Source organism: Mesorhizobium sp. WSM4813 (assembly GCF_055811555.1).
The window spans coordinates 1-17,680 of the sequence record NZ_JBVVQU010000087.1 but is presented as its reverse complement, the minus strand read 5'-3'; the positions used below and the strand labels follow the sequence as shown (position 1 = coordinate 17,680).

Below are 17,680 nucleotides of genomic sequence, written 5' to 3'. Positions count from 1 at the left end.
CTTGACCCCAGCACCGCTGTGCTCAGGTGCTCATGGCCGCCGGATACGCACGTCTGCGATCTTCACCGGATGCGTACCGCTTCGGCAGCATTTTGCTCGGCGAATCTTTCGCCGAGGTTGACCCACCAGACGCTCATCAAAAAACTCCGTGGTGATTTCGAGGGTACCTACTGGCCTACGGCGCTTAGCTTATTCTTCTTCACACTCACAGCTCGTCCTTCTTCAAGAGGCTGCAGAGACCGGTTGTTCGGCGATCTGTCGTCAAACATAAACGCTGGTTTATGCTTGAATGGCGCCCACAATCGATGCCCTCCGAGGGCAGAGGTCACAGGTTCGAATCCTGTCGGCAGCTCCTGTGCGCATCGGTCTCGTTCGTCGAGCCGATCGATCGCGACGAATTCACCCAAAGCGCGCATAGGTCCCGCAAATTGAACGCGGCGGGCAAGCACCTTGATGTGTCATCGGTGATTTTCGGCGAGAGTGATTGTGGTTCTACATCCCATGAGCCGCCATCGTGGCATGGATCCACGCGTTGTACGAGGACACTCGGGAATATACTCCGTATTTTAGCTTTCTAGCGCACCCTTCGCCGATCGAAACGACGCCGACCAGAACATGCACTTGATCAGGGGTCATCCAAACCAATGGCCCGCCGCTGTCGCCCTGACAAGCGTCGACGCGGCCGTCTGGAAAGCCGGCGCAAATCATGCTGTTTGAGATCATCCCGTTATACGATTGTGGCGCGTTGCACACCGCCGGATCCGTGTAATTGACTTTCGCTATCAGCAAATCGTTGGTCGGGTCCCCGCCCTCCCTTGTTGCGCCCCAGCCGGTCACCGTCAGTCCCTCGCCAACTGGGATCGCGAGCGACGGAGAAGCCATAGGGATCACTTCGCCATTTGGCGGTGACTTCAGCTTTACGACGGCAATATCGTTTTCATGCGTTCCGGGATTATATCCCTCATGAACGATGATGAGATCCGCGCCGATCCCATGACCCGCCCTCCATTCCGGCCTAAAGTCTGTCGCGCCGGCTACCGCTACTGCCTTGCTCTTTTTGGGATTATCGCCGAAACAGTGAGCAGCGGTGAGCACCCATTTCTGAGCAATAATAGACCCACCGCAGAGGTAGGAAAACCCGTCCTCCTGCTCCACGATCAATGCTACCTGCCAAGGATTATCCTTGATGGTAGTGTGCTTTCCGCCCACTATGCGGTCGCCGCCGAGCTTGATGGCCTCCTGCGCTGCTGCTTGTGTCAGGAAGGAAAGGCTAAGCGAAACCAGCGTTACTGACAGAAAGCTTCTTCGCGGGCTCGTCATTTGAAGCTCCTTGGATCGATTAATGTAGCTTCGCCAGTGCCTCGCTCGGCACGTATCCGAGTTTGACGCCGCCCCGGGCGATAATTGAGTAGTCGCCGACGATCTTCACGACCCGTACGGCTGTATAGCTTGGCAGAGTCTGCACGCCTGAAGCGTCGTCTGCGGCTTGTTCGCGCACGCGTTCGGTGCGCATCAGCACGTGGGTCGGCGTCTTGAGGATAGTTTCGTCGCTTTCCACCGCCGCAATGCGAACGCCAAGCGGGAAATCGTCGCCGAGCCTCACGTGGGGCTGCTGTCGCTCGCCCCAGACCTGCTGGCTGATCTTAGGGACATGATCGGAGGCATAATTGGCGACTTGATGGAGTGTCACTTCGTCGCCGTCATCGGCCCCGGTTTTCGTCAGAGCGGCAAGAATGACCCCGGTGAGCAGACCATGTCCCTCGTAGCCCTCATGGGCGGCGTCGCTCGCCGCCGTGATGACGCTGCGCCCGAGCGCATGCTGCAACCGGTCGATCGCCGTCTCTTGCTCCACGCCCCGGGCCGCCGACGCGCTCTCGCAAGTGTCGAGGATCAGAATGCTCTTCTGCGCTGGAATCTTGGCCAGCCACTTCTGAAGCATGTCCTGGCTGACCGCCGCGTTCTCGATCTTCCGGCCGCCCTCGAAGGTCAGGTCCTGCGGCAGAAAATAGTAAACGCCTGCGATGCTGCGGCCATGCCCGGCGATGTAGAGCACAAACACGTCGGCAGGCTTGACTTCGCCTGCAATGCTATCGATCGCCGTCTCGATCCCCTTCGCTGTCGCGGCCCCTTCCAGAACGGGGGGGACAACCTTCGATTCGGCGTAGAGCGGCTTGGCGACCTCGCGAAGCCGGTCGCCGATGGCTATGGCGTCGGCGGCGGCGTATTGCAAGTTCCAGTCGGTCCTGACGTAGTTGCTCACCCCCACGGCGACGACGAACATGCGCGGGCGTTCAGTCGACTTCGTCTCGCCGAACTTGTCGATCTCCACCCGATAGGGCAGCGAGGCGAGCAGCCCCTTGCCGTTATAGGCGGTGATCTCGACGACGTTCCTGCGTGTCGGATCGACCTGCAACGTTTGCGACACGATCCGGTAGCCGTCGCCGGCCGTCGTCTGCGCGCTCGCAGTCTGGACCGCGCCCTGCGTCACGCCGTTGACCCGCCACACCAGCTCCTCGCCGATGCCGCCGCCCGTATCGGTCAGCCGCACCGAGACCTTGGCGGCGTCGCCGATGAGTTCTGTCTTGGCTTGCTCAGCGATCTGTGGCGCGGAACCCGAGTCGAGGATCGTCGCCAGGTTGAGCTTCGACGCCCCATCCTTGTACTTGCCTTCCGGATCGCCCTTGAGCGCCTCCTGGACAAGGTCCGGGCGATAAAGGCTATCGTACACCTGCGACACCGAGTAAACGTCGAGGCCCCGGACAACACTCACGAGATTTGCGCTCGCAGCGGGGCTCGATGCGGCGAAAAAGCCTCCCGGTGTGATGACGAGCCAGTCACTACCGGAAGAGAATGAACGAACTAATTCCGAACCAGTTCTCGCGTCGGTGCCAATGAACGTTGCAAGCGGTTCAGCTGAGTCGCTTCTCCAGACTGTCACCGCACCATCTGCGCGACCAGACAAAATACGGGTACCGTCTAAAGAAAATTCGATCGAGTTGACAGAGCCGGGTTGCCCCGAAAACTTTCGCACCTCGTGCCCATCCTCAGCGTCGAAGAGCACAAGCGCTCCATTTCTACCAGCCGCTAGCACAGAGCGTCCATCAGGCGAGACTCGACATTGATAAATGTTAGTTGGAAAACTCGCAAACCACTGTCGTTTGGCCCGCCCGCCTAATTCCCACAGCGCAATGTCGTGATCAAACGTGGTACCAACCACAAGTGTCTGGTTGCCTGGTCCAAATGACAAGCAATTGACTGAGTCAGAGGGCCCACCTTGGTTTACGGGGATTGTTTGTATCAGCCGCTTGTTTCTTACCTCCCAGACCTCAATCTCATCAGATACGGCGATCGCTAAATTTTCTCCGTCTGAAGATAAGGTAAGTGCCGGTTGGTGGATGGCAAGAAGCAAATTCGAAGGCGAGCCCAGAATGATGGTTTGTATTTGACGTCCCGACTTAACTTCCCATATCTTGACTTGTAGATTCAAAGTCACCGCGGCAATAATGCGCCCGTCGGCAGACAATGCAACTGAGACGATCTGTTCGTCGGCTCCCGAAAACGCATTCAACTCTTTTCCATTGCGAAGATCCCATTGCTTCAGCGTAGTATCATTGCTGCTGAAGAACATCGATCGGCCATCCGGAGACAGCCAAAGCCGAGTTTTCTTCGTCCATGGGCCTATAATTTCGCGGGTCACTTGCCCGGTCCCCGCATCCCATAGCCGGACTTCATTGGACGAATTTATAGCGACGAAAGCGGAAGCATCTGGTGAGAATGAAACCGAAGTCACACTACTGGTGAACCCGGTAAACGCGCGAAGCTCTTTACCACTATCGGCATCCCAGAGCTTCAGACCGTTCTTGTTGTCACGCGCAACTAGGGTCCGGCCATCAGGCGAAAAGACCGCATTTGCTTCTAAATACGATTGAGGAAATGTCCGTATCTCTTCACCGCTGTCGATCTGAAACAACCGTGTGTCACCATACCCCCGCAGAAGTAGGGTATGGTCGTCGGGTGATATTTCTGCGGATAACACTGTACTTCCATGTCCATCAAACGTCTTAAGTGCGCGCCCATTCTCAGCGTCCCAAAGCTGCGCGGTTTTGTCTTCGCTTCCCGACGCGATAAATTTTCCGTCTCCTGAAAATGCGATCGAGACCACACTTGCAGAATGCCCCGAAAACGATCGCAATTCACGCTCGTTCCTAATATCCCAAAGGACCAACTTGTTGTCTGTAGCACCTGAAATAATGCCGCGTCCATCCGGCGAGAATACTACCGAACGGCGAGATGTACCCCGACCATTGAACACCCGAAGTATCCGCTCGGTCTCAAGGTCCCAAAGAATGACGTCCTCCCCGCCGTATTCAGCCAAGATGGTTTTGCCATCCGGTGAAAAAGCCAACCAACCGGCTCCTTCGGAGTTTTTAAATCCCGTTCGTAATTTGCTGCCGGTTTGCATATCCCAGAGCTGAATAGAACCATCACCACAGCTCAGTGCCGCTATGCGTCCGTCCGGCTTGAAGGCTGCCGCGGCGTGCTTGCACGCATCGGTTAGCTTGAAAATGTCATGGCCGTCTTCAGCATCCCAAAGAACGGTTACATCGTAACCGGTGGAAAGAACGGAGCGCCCATCGGGGGCGAAGGCTGCGGCGTCGACTACAGCGCGCAGTGGGCGGCCGGTAGCAACTGACCAAAACGACAGATGGAAGTATTCGCCGACCGAGAACACGATACGACCCGACGGAGAAAAGCCCACCGAAGTTGCAGGACCATTGGGCTCAGTCAAAGTGCGAAGCTGCCGTCCACTCTCGACATCCCAAATTGTGAGCGTGTCGTCATCGCCAATAGAAGCTAAGGTCCCACTATCGGGTGAAATCGCCGCAGCCGTTACCTTGTCCCCACGCTCAAGCTGAGGAGTTATCTCAATGTCGCTAGCGTCTCGCGCCGTAGCAAACCCAGCATCCAGGATCAAAACGCCCAGAAGGATACCAACAATGAGCCATAGATAAGGGCTCCTAGTCATTGCTGCCTTCGTCGACTTTTCGATTTGCAGGCGGCGGAATGCTACCAGGTTCATTTAAATAACTCCTCCTTCCTGCGAGTCCAACCGGCGCCATCGGCTAGAGTAGACCAAGATTTACGCCGTTCTTCAATCAGAGAGAGAAAGATCTACGGTGCTGAATCCGGGCGTTTCTGCGTTAAGTGTCTGTCAAGTCCAAGCGTTCGGTCCTCCTCGTACGGTTTATTTATTACTGCCGTCTCGGATGTTCCCCGAGAATCCAACTTCGGTGAGCTTGCAGCCTCTCAGATATCGGTAAAAGCGGCTTGGCGTCATTCCGTGTGGGGTGTCGAGACCCTCTAGACCGGCGCATCACTCTTCCCGCCTTGGTCGGGCCTGTTCCCTTCGCTGACCTGCAGGCGGTGATCGGCAAGGCAGAAAAGGCGCTGGAGTGGTGCATCCCCGAAGAGGTTAACGGGTGCGCGGGCAAGCATCCTCCAGATCGGCCCGCGAAGGCTTGCCTTCACCCCAGAGACCTTCATCCTCTCTTTCTCGCTGCCAAACTTCTATTTCCACGCCGTCACCGCATACGACATCCTGCGCTCGCGAGGCGTGCCGCTCGGGAAGAGCGATTACGAGGGTCGGCTGCGCACCAGATCTAAGGCCTCCAACGAAGGGCCGTTACCACTCCACCATCAGCGACCGTTTGCCTATTTATGGGTTCACAACCTAGAACTTTCTCTACATCGGCGGGAGGGCCTCGTCGGTCGTGACCTTGCCAATCCCTTGGATCCGTTTCTGCAGCCCTTCTTGTAATTTACCGGGATCAGTCGGCCTTTCCGTCCTTAGAATTAGCGCATCTGACCCAATAGGCGAGACGCCTATCTGACCAGAATTTAGGGATCCCGAAAGTTCTGGAAGCGATTTTTGTAGTTCAGATGATTTCTCTACGGCATCCCCCCCGGGAATTTCAACCACGAACCTGGTAGTGGATGTTCGACTTGGGTTGGCTGATCGATCGGGCGGCGCGCTAGCTGGATCAACTTTTTTTGGATTCGCTGGGGACATCACGTCGTATGCCTGCGCTAGCTCAATGGCGGGTATATTTTTGCCACTCACGGGTTCCTTCACTGGTACACCGGAATTCCGCAGCGTTCCCAGAATCCCATCCGGGGATGCAGATGGAAACGCCGAAGCCAAAATGGCATAGGCTCCAGATGCGACAGGTGCAGCCATCGAGGTTCCAGAATGGACTTCATAACCCCCTCCGGGCACTGACGAGCGTACATCTACTCCGAACGTAAGCAGCGAGATAAGAGTTGCTCCCGACCGGTTCGTGAACTTCGCGAGCGACCAGTCTGCAGCCGCTGCACCAGGATCGTCGAGCGCGCCGACGCTCACCGCCTCACTAATACAAGCAGGAAAATTCACCCCATCTATATATCCTTGGTTACCAGAAGCGACGAATACTGTGACACCACTGTTGCGTAAATCCGATATCTCCTTTGTGTAGATAGGATTGTGGTCATCGCAACTGTTAGCGAAATGGCCATCCCCCAGGCTCAGATTAACCGCAACTATTCGCGGGCCCTGTCCAGTCGAAATATAATTTAATACTTGGGCCCGTATAAACTGAAATGCTCGTATTTGCGACGAAGTAAATGAAAGCGCACAGGGAGCAGCAAGTGCTGGGCAATCCTCCGGACGGTCAAAGCGGCTGTACACTTGGATTGAAAGGAAGTCCGCACCTGCAGCCACCCCGGTGACTTTTTCGGCCCCATCTTTCATCATGCGTCCAACCGCGATTCCAGCAACGTGAGTCCCGTGCTTGCATCCTACTATGGCGACAGGACAATTTATTCCTGCACCGTCGGAAGTATCTGCCCAATCCCCATTGCCCACATCAGCCCCTTTGGGGCACAGAGAAACAGAATGGGCAGTTGGGTCGGTAACTGAAAAGCATGCCTCCCCTTCAAGCTTGCCTGTGAGCATAGGGTGCGTTGCGTCGACTCCCGTGTCCAATATCGCAACAGCCACACCATTGCCTGAAAGGCCTTTCGACCAAAGCTTGCTTGTGCCAATTGCGGCCGCTCCGTCATCAATTGTCGGAGGCAAGATCTCATCACGGGCAATGAATGCTATGCGTGGATCTTGACCTATCGTGTCGAGAAACTGGGAGTTGGCACGAGCAACAACCAGTTCATCATTTAACGGAGTGAGACTCGCTTCTAGGGCTACTTTCGCTGTTAGAGTACTTGACATGTACGCAACAGCCGAAGCAGGCTGTCCATTGTTGGGTCGCCGCATCCCAATTATTACGCGCGAGCTTCCCTTGTCGCGGATATCTTGGATAACCCGATCATCGATCCTAGGTTTATCACCAGCGCGCGCGGAGAAAGTCAGTCCAACGCTAACGCAAAATAAAATCAGATATCGCATCGCTACAACCTATTCGAAGTTAAGTATTCCTGAATTTTCGAATACTGATCAAACAGAGATAATGACTTCGCATTTATCAGACTTTACTATACCTCACCGAGGGCCAGGGCGTCGGCGATACGTTCCGATATTGGAAATCCAAGCGCTTGCTCGAGCCACATCCACTGGCCCACCGGGTTCACCTCAAGAAAGAAATAGTTGTCATCTTTGTCTACAATAAAATCATACGCACCGTAAATCAACCCAAATTCCCTATGAAGCACAAGAACTTGGGATTCGATTTTGCTTTCCAGCGTATACTCGCTGTATAAATCTCTATTATAAATGTCTTCTCTCCAATCAACTCTCGCCTTTGTAGAATACCCGGACTCTATCCTTGCAGCATAAACGTGGTTGCCAACAATTGTTATGCGTAATTCAAATGACTTCGCTTTAAACTCTTGAAATATTCCAGGTACAGCTTTTACAAGTGCTCTTTTGTCACCTAAAGTTTCGGCGTCGATAATTGTGCTGTAAGCTAACATTCCGTCTGGGCTCATATATGGCGTAAGTGTCTTGAAGATAGCACTAGTACTGCGCGTATTATTTAGAAATTCACTTATTTCATCAAAGTTGTTAGAAATCAGTGTTGAGGGGACCTTGAAACCAATTGCCTCAGCCAATTTCAACTGTAGAAGCTTGTTGCCGGCCAGTTGATCTGATTTTCGATCGTTGATTTGAAATTTGGAAGATAGCTCAAGCGCCAAATAGTCCCAGATTTGAATCCATTCGCGATGTATGAAATAGTAATTGTATAGCTCAGATACTGACTCTTGCGGCACCAAATAGCGCGGCTTCAATCGCCACCAAACCGATCTAATATTATTTAAATCAAATCGGCTACCTTCAACGTCGAGGATAACGTGGTTTGATACAGCAACTCGCATTCCATCGGAACGAGTGTCAAAGGTATCAAATACAAAGAAGTCGCGTCCGCGCTTGACCAAGCAGTCAGTCACCGACGCGACGTGAGGATCATCCCGTTGTCCAACGATAAGGATCACGCTTCAACCTCATGTTAGTCGACGGTGCAATCGGCGTCAGTAGCCCCGCTGTTATAAGTTCCACTGACGGAGCAGCTCCAATTTGGGGCAGCCAATTCCGCAGGCGGAGCCGCTCTCGTTGCCGTTTCCGCGGCGAGTGGCTTGATAGTGATAGTTGTCTCTTTGGTCACATCAGGAACCATAACAATCACGCGTGTATCCGCCCGCGCCGCATTGCCGCTGAATAAAACAGCAGCCAGCACTGCGGTGCCGACTACCGTACTAGTCGCCCCATAGGAACCATACGACATCTTATTTTCCCTTTCTTACCGAGCACGTCCGAGAATAGACGTATAGTAATCAAAAGCACAAAGGAGCTTGAATGACAATAGATAAAAGGACAGAATGAGATATGATCAAGATATCTGAGCATAGGCGACAATAGTCGTATCTAGCAGAAACAACGATGGCGAATGCCAGTCGATGCAGTCTGCCTCTGGAACAACGCCGCTAAATATGCAGCCTCCAGTCCTCCGCAACTCCCAAATAAAAGGCGTAGACCCCTGACTTAGTGGACCAACTTACGGTTGGGCCTTGAGGCGCACTTCATCAAAGATTTGATAGGCCATTGGCTTGATCAATCCAGTCAGTCACCCAGGATCATCCCGTCGTCCAGCGATAAGGGTACGCTCCAACCTTATGTTAGTCGACGGCGCAATCCACGTCATTACTCAACGTTACAGTGGCCATGCAGCTCCAATTTGGGGCAGCCAATTCCGCAGGCGGAGCCGCTCTCGTTGCCGTTTCCGCGGCGAGTGGCTTGATAGTGATAGTTGTCTCTTTGGTCACATCAGGAACCATAACAATCACGCGTGTATCCGCCCGCGCCGCATTGCCGCTGAATAAAACAGCAGCCAGCACTGCGGTGCCGACTACCGTACTAGTCGCCCCATAGGAACCATACGACATCTTATTTTTCTCGTCATGAGAAGGTCCGAGAACAGAGCTAAAGTGACTATACACCCAAACGAGAGTGAGCGACAATGGGTAAAGGTATTGAGTGAGGAATATTATAAAGGTAGTTTCTTGCTAAGGCGACAATAGTTTACCGCGTGATCGTGTAAGAAACAACGATAGCGAATTCCAGTGGATGCAGTCGGCCTCTGGAACAACGCCGGTAAATATGCAGGCTCCAGCCCTCCACAACTCCAAAATCAAAGGCGTAGACCCATGACTTAGTGGACCGACTTACGCTTGGTCCTTGAGGCGCACTCAAGATTTGATACGCCGCTCCCTCCCTAGTTTGATGCCCGATCGGAATATCCCATTTATCCGCGCCAACGACACCTCGCCCGTTTGCCAGTTTCTGATTCACTCTCGGCAGCGATTTGGCGAGGATGAAGGATGCGGGGACGGGCGGCTCTTGAGGCAATTGACGAGCGCTGTGCGTTGCTCAGCAAGCCGGCGACCCAGTGAAGAAGCTGAACGTCGTTGTGCCGTGGGAGATGTTCCGCAAGGCATTAGCCAGGGCGTTGAAGCGCTCGGACGGTTCGTAAGGAAGGCCGCCCACCCCATTACGCGGTGATGATGTCTTGGTGATGCAGGTGCTGTACAGCCTGTCGGACGAACGGGGGGATTTCAGATCCAGGACCGGCTCCTTTCATGGGGTTTCTGGGCCTTGGGTTGGGCTACACGATTCCGGACGCTAGGACGATCTGACTGTTCGCGAGCACCCCTCTTCATCCATCGGCATCGCTAGGGCGACCATAAAGATCGGCGCGGCCAATCTCGCTCACAACATCACCCGGTATGTCTGGCAGGAAAAACGCACGAGGGCGCATATCGACCGGCCTGCCAAGAACCGCCTACCAAATCGGCCTTTCCGTCACATAACCGCGCCAGTCGACTTCCGAAATCGACCTTCAAGTCAAACATGACGGTTCTTACAGGCGTCCGACTGCTCTTGAGACAATCGGGGCCACCTTGGTTTGTGGTGACGCTGATGCAATTCGGAAGCGCAGAAGTATTGCGTCAAATGTTTCTGGCACCACCTTGCGCGCACCAATGCTGCCACATCGTGCGAAAGGCAGTTTCCATTTTTCGGGCGAAGGCAGTTTGGTCACACAGCGGCGAAGAAAGTATCTTGGGGCGCAACTCTTGGCGTAGCTCGTCCAACCTTCGGAAATTTCCGGCTAGCGCGCAGGCGGTTTCCACATATTCTTCCACTGAGTTTGCAATCAAATCCCTTAAGCCGATTTGGGTAAGGAGGCTTGCGCCAACTCGGCCAGCGTGACAATGACCACGTAATGTTATCACAGGGACGCCCATCCATAGTGCCTCACAAGTGGTGGTAGTGCCGTTATAGGGAAAGGGGTCAAGTGCAATATCGACGATTTGGTAACGTTTCAAGTGGTGGAAAGTATCGAGCTCCCACGGCAATAACTCCACACGTTCATTTCGGACGCCGCAGTCACTCAAGCTTGCCAAGAATACCGCGCGAGCAGCGCCGTCTGCGAACGATCGCCCCTTCAGTAAGAGGCGGGACTGAGGTAATCGCAAAAGCAATTTGGCCCAAGCTTTTATAGTAGCCATAGATATCTTGGCAGGATTGTTGAACGATCCAAATGTCACTCCATCGGGCCGGGCAGAAGATCGGAATCCCGGCATTGGACCCTCCCTAATACCGTAACAAACAAAACCGTTCTCCAAGCGCACTAGCACCTCAGAGTTAAGACCATTACCTTCCTCAAAAGGGTCAGTCACCGAATCAACTATACGATAGTCTATGGTTTTTAGGCCTGTGGTATTGGGGTAGCCTAACCACGTTACCTGGACTGGCGCTGGCTTACGCGCAAAGACTAACAGCCGATTGTTTGCCGAATGACCCGCAAGATCAACTAGGATATCAATACAATCAGTTTGAACATGTTCGGCTAATATTTCATCTGAAAGTCCAGTGGCAACAGTCCAATGGTCGGCGAGGCCCTGCAAACGCGTTGTAACACAATCGGGTTGCTTTACGTCCGAATAGCAAAAAACCTCCACCTGTTGCCGATCATGAGCTGCAAGCAGCGGTTCGAGAAAATATGCGACCGAATGTTGCCGGAAGTCCGGGGACACATAGCCAATCTTTAATCGGCGCAATGGATCGCAACTATTGGTTCTTTTGATACGCACCGCTTCTCGTCGACCGTAACGCGCATCCCATTCTTGATGAAGCGTATATAGACCCTCGGCCGTTGTATATTCATCATAATTCAAGCAAAGTAACATGTTAGAGAAGGCAACGTGGTAGTGGGGCTTAAATTGAACGGCTTGGCGATATGCGGAAGCCGCCTCAATAAGTTTCGCTTTCTCAACCAATGCGTTGCCTAGATTGCAGTAGGCCTCAGCATAATCGGGCTTAAGCCGAATGGCTTGGCGATACGCTCCTACTGCCTCTTCGATCATTCCTTGCGCAGCCAACGCATTGCCCAGATTAGAATACGCTTCTGGATATTTAGAATTGAGCCGAATGGCTTGGCGATATGCGGCTTCAGCCTCTATAACCTCACCCTGGATCATTAGCACGCTACCAATGCCGCTGTGAGCTCTCGCCGAGTCGGGGTGGAAGCGAATTGCCTGTCGAAACGCGGCAAGCGCCTTCTCGAGCTTGCCTTGTGCCATCATCAGGTGTGCAAGGTTGAAATGACCTTGTGCTAGGTTTGGCTGTATTGCCAACGCTTCTAGATAACATTCCTCGGCTTCGTCGAGACGCCCTGCTTCGTGGTGTTGGACACCGGTCGCTAGCAGTTGAATAGTCGATGAAATTTCCTTGCTGCTCATAGGTGCGGCACCAGTTCAGATTTCATTCTTCGGCCCTTCGTCGCGGAACTTTGCCATGTCCTGTGCGAGATACAGACCCGACCCGGCCGAGCCCACCTTGCGAGAAGATCCACCTTCACAACGCCTTCATTGACGAGCTCGAGTTTGGCTAAGACGTGTGGACAAATCTTCCGTGCGAGTTGGTTATGGCCGGGTAAGAAATCCACTCCCAGAAAGCGCGCATATGCGACACCAATTCTTGTGGCTAGGATTGTTGAGTAAGCTCGCAAGACTTTTAGGCTCGCCCGTTCGTCATGTACATTTTGCAAGCTCCTGAAACGCTGCGGCCAGCTGAGTTCTATTTACACAGGCACGCCGTTCCATTTGAGTTGGTATCCGTTTGACACGAACCCGACGTACAAGTACCGTCTGAACAATTTAGGCCGGCTCTGTTTGTACAATCACTATTTTGCGCGCTCTTTATCCATCTATCAAGTCGATATTTGTCCGTCATGCCGCTTTCAATAAGCATTTTCTTAAGTAGCGCAACATCATCAATCGATGTACTAAATATTATTGCCCGTCCGCCACCCAATTTCCACGTGGGCCGACATTTGTCGCCGTAAAGCAGCGAGCGGTCGATTGTGTTACCAGAAGTGTTAACGTATTCTGTAGCATTACTAACTGTTTCACTTAGAGACAGTATGCAGAGCACACCAAAAATTAATTGCATGAAGCGCATTACAACCTCCCACTTTTCGGTAGACATGCATTTGCGAAGCATAAAATATCAGAATTTCATTATTTTGAAAGATGTTTAACTCGCGTATCCGGCATCTGTGAGGAAGGCCGACCTACCGTAGAACTTTCACCTCCAGTGACTCGAGCCTCTACGTTTTGAGGCGCATCACGATTTTGGCGGCTATGGCTATGGAGTGCTATTTGCTCAGGCCATGAAACGCCACGCCGATAGGTGTAGTCTGTCTCGCTTATGGCGGCGGCCGTGCTGATGTGGCGCGCTTGCCTGGTCGTTTTGACTTAGCCGAACATCGCGGTGCGGAGTTGGCGCGGTGGCTCGATGCGCAGCAGCATGCGCTCGCTGTCGACGTCGGCGACCTTCAGCGTCGACACCTCTACGACGCGTAAGCCCGCGCCATAGGCGACCGAGAGCGCGGCCTGGTGCTTGAGGCAGGTGGTGGCGTTGAGGAGACGGGCAACCTCGTCTCGGCTCAGGACCAACGGCAGCTTGCGCGGATGCGACAGGCGAACCAGCCTGCGCGCCAGGTCCGGGCGTCGAGCGTGTGGGTGAAGAAGAAGCGCGGCGTAGTTGCGCTGCGTTTCCTGGCCGAACCGGCGCATGGTCATGTCGTCAATCAACCGTTGGCGCAGTGGACTGATCGGCCGGTTCCAGGTCGGGCAGCAGGATGACGGCGTTCCCGTGCCGACCATGAACAGCATTGTGTCGGCTGCTCCTCCCCTGCTTACCGACGCTCAATGCCAGCGCGGCAACCAGATCGTGACCTCTACCTCACCGCGCCCGCCCATCCCGCAGCGGGTTCGTTCCCCGGCCTCATTGCGGTCATCCGCGAGTATGCATCTGGCTGACTGGTATTGGCGGCGTTTAGCGGACCTTTTGGGCCTCGATCATGCCGACCTGTCCGCTTTGCGCCGCCAACAGCGGACATTGCATCGTTGCTGCAACTGGTGCTCCGAAAACCAGTGAGCGCGACGATAGATCACTTAACTGACATTGCATTTTTCCTTATCTCTGATGGCGGCGTACCAATACGTTCGATCACTGCCATTACGCTGCGATCAGTTCTTATCTGCAATCCCCTTGATGTACTCAATCGGATACGGTGCGAAAATGCGGCTTGGCATGTTCAGGCCAATTGCCGCGCCGATTTCCGCCGCGAAGGTGGTGCAGTCGCTGAAACCTAGCATGTAGTTCCCGGACGACTTCCATTTTTCGAATACTGTCCTCGCCTTCTCGTAAGTATCCGAGTTCACCGATACGATGAGCACATACTCCGGCTTCTCCCTGGAGTCGTCGAATATCTGCCCCGGCGATAACCCGAAGACCGCTTCGTATTTGGACGTGTCGGGTTGCGGATAGAAACCTACGACCTGCTGGGTGGTCATGTTCGCTGCGCTGTCACCCTTGTTCCAGACTACGAAGGCGTGGCCGAGCTCGCCGCCCTGCGCAGCAAGCGATACCGCGTATTCTGTGCTCTCGGAGCGGACCTTTTTGTCAATGTATTTCTTTTCAGCAGCAACGGATGGTGCTGTGGAAACAGCAATCAGCAGCCCTGCAATCGTTACAGTAAAACAACGCATGTGTGCCTCCGGTGATCCCGTATTTTTAAAGTCCGCCTCAGAATGAGATTCTTTCTAACGTCGTCGCATCCGCATTATGTCCGGTCTGTTGGCTCTCGTAGGTCTTGTATCTGCAAGCGCAGCAGTGGCTGTTTTCTGGATTCGATCGCGAGCGGCGGCGTTCTTGTCCTGCCGCGCAAGAATTGCTGTCTGCGGGGGTCGACAACGCTGACACAGGCAAGCGGGTCACGCGCGCCTTCTGGCTGCGAGGCGAGGCAGGCGACGACTGCGCCGCCCGTTCCTTTACTTGCTGGGCCGCGCATGCGGCAAGCTTAACGGTCTCGCCCGCGCTTTCTTGAGCGCATAGAACGGTCTCCAGGGCCGCATTGCGGTTGGGGAACCCGCGCACGAGGCAGCGGGCCACATCCGCACCCGTCGATGTCTGTACGCACGCGACTGACTCGGCAACGCGTGTGGCTTCCGCGGGTAGATCCCCGCACTTTGAGAGCGCTTGCATGGGGTCACCGCCAGCAGCGAGCAGGCACGAGGCTAGCTTCTGCGAACTTTCCGGCAAGAGCTCCGAGCTGCAAGCGCCGAAGGCGGCGGCCGCGTCTCCGGGGTGACTATTAACGCATTGCAGCAGGGCGTGAACCTTTTGCAAATCCTTGTCGTCCTTGGTCAGGCACTCGATCATTCCGCCCGCCGCGGAGGGATCGCTGACGCAAGCAGCGACCGAAGAGCAGCGGTTCCGCCAAGGCTTCCCTGGAGACAGGCGGCGACAGCGGCCGTGTCGCCTGCCGCGTACTTCAGGCAAGCCGCCTGATCGATGACGGCCCGGCCACCGGGCATCGCGTCGATCGCACATTCGCGAAGCCCCTCTACTCTCCGCGACACAGCGCGCCCGGACATCGCCCACCCGCGCCACAGCCGGAAGGCATTTCCTTCGAAATCGCTTTCGCAACGCTGAAGTTCGAGCATCTTGCCGATCGAAGCCTGTTGCTCGGGCGGCAAGCATGCCGCCGCTCCCTCGAGGGTGCTGCCCTTGGTGCGGAGACACTCGAGGGTCTGCGCGCTTACCCCGAGACCCGACGCTAGCGCCGAGTCGCGAAGGCAGGCGGCAACATCCTCGGGCGCGCCCCGCTTCATGCAGTCCAAAGCGGCGTTCTGGCTCGGCGTGAACAGCTTGGACAAGGCGCACTGCTGAAGTTCGGCGGCATTGCCCTGTGCTTCGCCAAGCATTCGTCGAGAATCGGGTTACCGACCTTCAGGTAGTTGGATTCCTCAAGGATGAGTTTGGTCGCCACATCCCATCCGTGCTCGGCCAGGATGAGGGCCCCTTCGGTCGTGTCCGGAATCGCAACGCAATCGTCGCTGATGGCAAGTTTCGGCACGTTCGGATCGGCATTGGTAATGCTCTGGCCGATGCAGGTATGGAGAGCCTGGGGAGTGATCCACGCCCCGGCGCAGGCGCGCATGGCCCCCATGGTCACGCTCCCGTCGCGAAAACATGACTCCACGAGGTCGCGGAATTGCGCCCGCGCTTTCGCGATCCTTCGATCGTCAAGACGCCAGGGCAGAGCTTCGGAAGCGGGAAGGTGTACGACCGTGGCGTTTTCAACGATACCGAGCCGTCGGGCCAGGAGGACCGCCTGTTGCGCCTCTTGCTCGGAGGAATGCGCGGCGAGGGCTACTCGCCACGTTTCCCCGGCGATACGGGGTGGGAATACGCCGATCGGGATACCGGGAAAGATATCAAGCAGCTTTCCTGAGGCCGCCTCGGCATCCTCCTGGGTGCTCCAGTCGGACAGGAAGACGAAGGACGATCCGGATGGATCGGAAGGCGACCTCGGAGGCTCGAGGAGAGAGGCATATTCCTCTAATGCGACGAACCTTGGCTGGACGTCATAAATTCTTGGAACACCATCCGCCGGAGTGGGCATGCGCCAGGCGAAAGCGTCTCTTTGGAGCCCCGAGCGCCGGGCGTAGGATGCCTGTACGCGGGCGTCACCCAAAGGTGCATAAGATGCCGTCGCGACTATCCAGTATTTGCTGCGGCCGTAGGGCGGAAAGACGCCTGCGACGATTCCCATGTCGCGTTTGCGGATATCGGCGAGGTGGCGCATAGCGCCCTTCTCGGTTTTGAACGAACCCACGATCGAGAAGTAAGCGTTCATCGCATCGAGAAGAGGCGGTCGAACGTGCAGGCTTTGCGGAGGAGCTTGTTTTGATGCATCAAGTGGAGACTGTGCACTGCCGTCTTCCGTCCCGGCAAGAAACAAAACGATCCAAACGAGATAAGGAAAGAAGCAACGCAATATCAAGGCCGCCATGGTTCCTCCCCACTGGCCAATTGACAAACTTCAACCCATGCATATTTGACGATAAATATACACTAAGACCAAATCGGTCACAATAAGAATAGTACCTAATCCGATCTTAACGTGACTGTTGGGGTTGGCCAAAATCACTCCCCTGCCGCTTGTTGGTTATGCCGACTCACAAGCCAGTTTGCTGATCCCACTAACGACCGCTCAAAGTCAATAAAGCGGAAGACACAAAATACCACAACGCGCCGATCCAGAGCTACACGCTGCTGCAGGAAACCGCTTAATGGACGATCGCTACGGCCGGCATGTCGACAATTACGGCTGCGTACCCTGGCCAGGAAGGCAGCCGCTAAAATGGTTTGTCGATCCCGCTCGGCCCGATGGCCGCACTTGGCGGCCTCGTGAACTGATATCGAGGCTCCGTTTAATCAGCCACAATGTTAGCATCGCAGAGCCGCCGGAGGGAGCTGGCGGGGAGCCAAATTGAATATGTCCGGCACGTCGGTTTGACAGGTTTCCTGGCCATGCCTCAGAGACAATCTCCAAAGCTCGCGATGATTGCTGGCATCACCACCATGCTGGAGCCAGCATCAACGGAACGCGCATCAATATTGCCCAGTGCCCAATAGTGGAAAGCCATGAAGAGCAGGCACGCTGCACGGGGCGTAGTCGTGACCGGGCGATCCGGCCAGGCTAGAGCACGTCCTGTTTAATCCGGTTCATATCCTGCGGCTTTGAAGTAATTGGCACATTCGGCTGGGGGGAAGAGG

The 17,680-nt window shown here is 54.9% G+C and carries 9 protein-coding genes, 1 tRNA gene and 1 pseudogene; 2 read left to right on the top strand and 9 right to left on the bottom strand.

Features of this window, described 5'->3' with window-relative positions; translation table 11 throughout:
- Positions 1-282 precede the first annotated feature (282 nt).
- Positions 283-349 (top strand) — tRNA-Arg (locus AC0L25_RS30500).
- Positions 350-492: 143 nt separating this feature from the next.
- On the opposite strand, the gene AC0L25_RS30495 is transcribed toward AC0L25_RS30500, so the two are convergent.
- Both AC0L25_RS30495 and AC0L25_RS30490 read right to left on the bottom strand, forming a co-directional pair.
- Positions 493-1,320: a serine protease gene (locus AC0L25_RS30495; protein WP_473598867.1), complete on the bottom strand. Its 828-nt coding sequence runs from the start codon at positions 1,318-1,320 to the stop codon at positions 493-495.
- 19 nt (positions 1,321-1,339) lie between these two features.
- Positions 1,340-5,080 (bottom strand): caspase family protein, encoded by a 3,741-nt coding sequence (locus tag AC0L25_RS30490; RefSeq protein ID WP_473598866.1) that lies wholly within the window; start codon positions 5,078-5,080, stop codon positions 1,340-1,342.
- A 240-nt stretch (positions 5,081-5,320) separates the two neighbouring features.
- Here AC0L25_RS30490 and AC0L25_RS30485 point away from each other — a divergent pair.
- Positions 5,321-5,647: pseudogene (locus tag AC0L25_RS30485) on the top strand (DUF1993 family protein); the annotation flags it as partial.
- A gap of 96 nt (positions 5,648-5,743) precedes the next feature.
- On the opposite strand, the gene AC0L25_RS30480 reads toward AC0L25_RS30485, so the two are convergent.
- The 7 genes from AC0L25_RS30480 to AC0L25_RS30450 form a co-directional block, all read right to left on the bottom strand.
- The gene (locus AC0L25_RS30480) at positions 5,744-7,264 is read right to left on the bottom strand and encodes a S8 family peptidase (RefSeq protein WP_473598865.1); all 1,521 of its coding nucleotides are present in this window, start codon (positions 7,262-7,264) and stop codon (positions 5,744-5,746) included.
- Positions 7,265-7,527: 263 nt separating this feature from the next.
- Positions 7,528-8,484: an MvdC/MvdD family ATP grasp protein gene (locus AC0L25_RS30475; RefSeq protein ID WP_473598864.1), complete on the bottom strand. Its 957-nt coding sequence runs from the start codon at positions 8,482-8,484 to the stop codon at positions 7,528-7,530.
- Between the two features lie 2,010 nt (positions 8,485-10,494).
- Positions 10,495-12,288: an O-linked N-acetylglucosamine transferase, SPINDLY family protein gene (locus tag AC0L25_RS30470; RefSeq protein ID WP_473598863.1), complete on the bottom strand. Its 1,794-nt coding sequence runs from the start codon at positions 12,286-12,288 to the stop codon at positions 10,495-10,497.
- Between the two features lie 1,017 nt (positions 12,289-13,305).
- The gene (locus tag AC0L25_RS30465) at positions 13,306-13,725 is read right to left on the bottom strand and encodes a hypothetical protein (protein WP_473598862.1); all 420 of its coding nucleotides are present in this window, start codon (positions 13,723-13,725) and stop codon (positions 13,306-13,308) included.
- A gap of 357 nt (positions 13,726-14,082) precedes the next feature.
- Positions 14,083-14,604 carry a hypothetical protein gene (locus AC0L25_RS30460; RefSeq protein ID WP_473598861.1) on the bottom strand — a complete coding sequence of 174 codons (522 nt, stop codon included), beginning with the start codon at positions 14,602-14,604 and terminating at the stop codon, positions 14,083-14,085.
- Positions 14,605-15,273: 669 nt separating this feature from the next.
- Positions 15,274-15,774: a hypothetical protein gene (locus AC0L25_RS30455; protein ID WP_473598860.1), complete on the bottom strand. Its 501-nt coding sequence runs from the start codon at positions 15,772-15,774 to the stop codon at positions 15,274-15,276.
- Positions 15,726-16,913, bottom strand: a complete 1,188-nt coding sequence (locus AC0L25_RS30450) for a hypothetical protein (RefSeq protein ID WP_473598859.1) — start codon at positions 16,911-16,913, stop codon at positions 15,726-15,728. The genes AC0L25_RS30455 and AC0L25_RS30450 overlap by 49 nt, the downstream gene beginning before the upstream one ends.
- Positions 16,914-17,680: the final 767 nt, after the last annotated feature.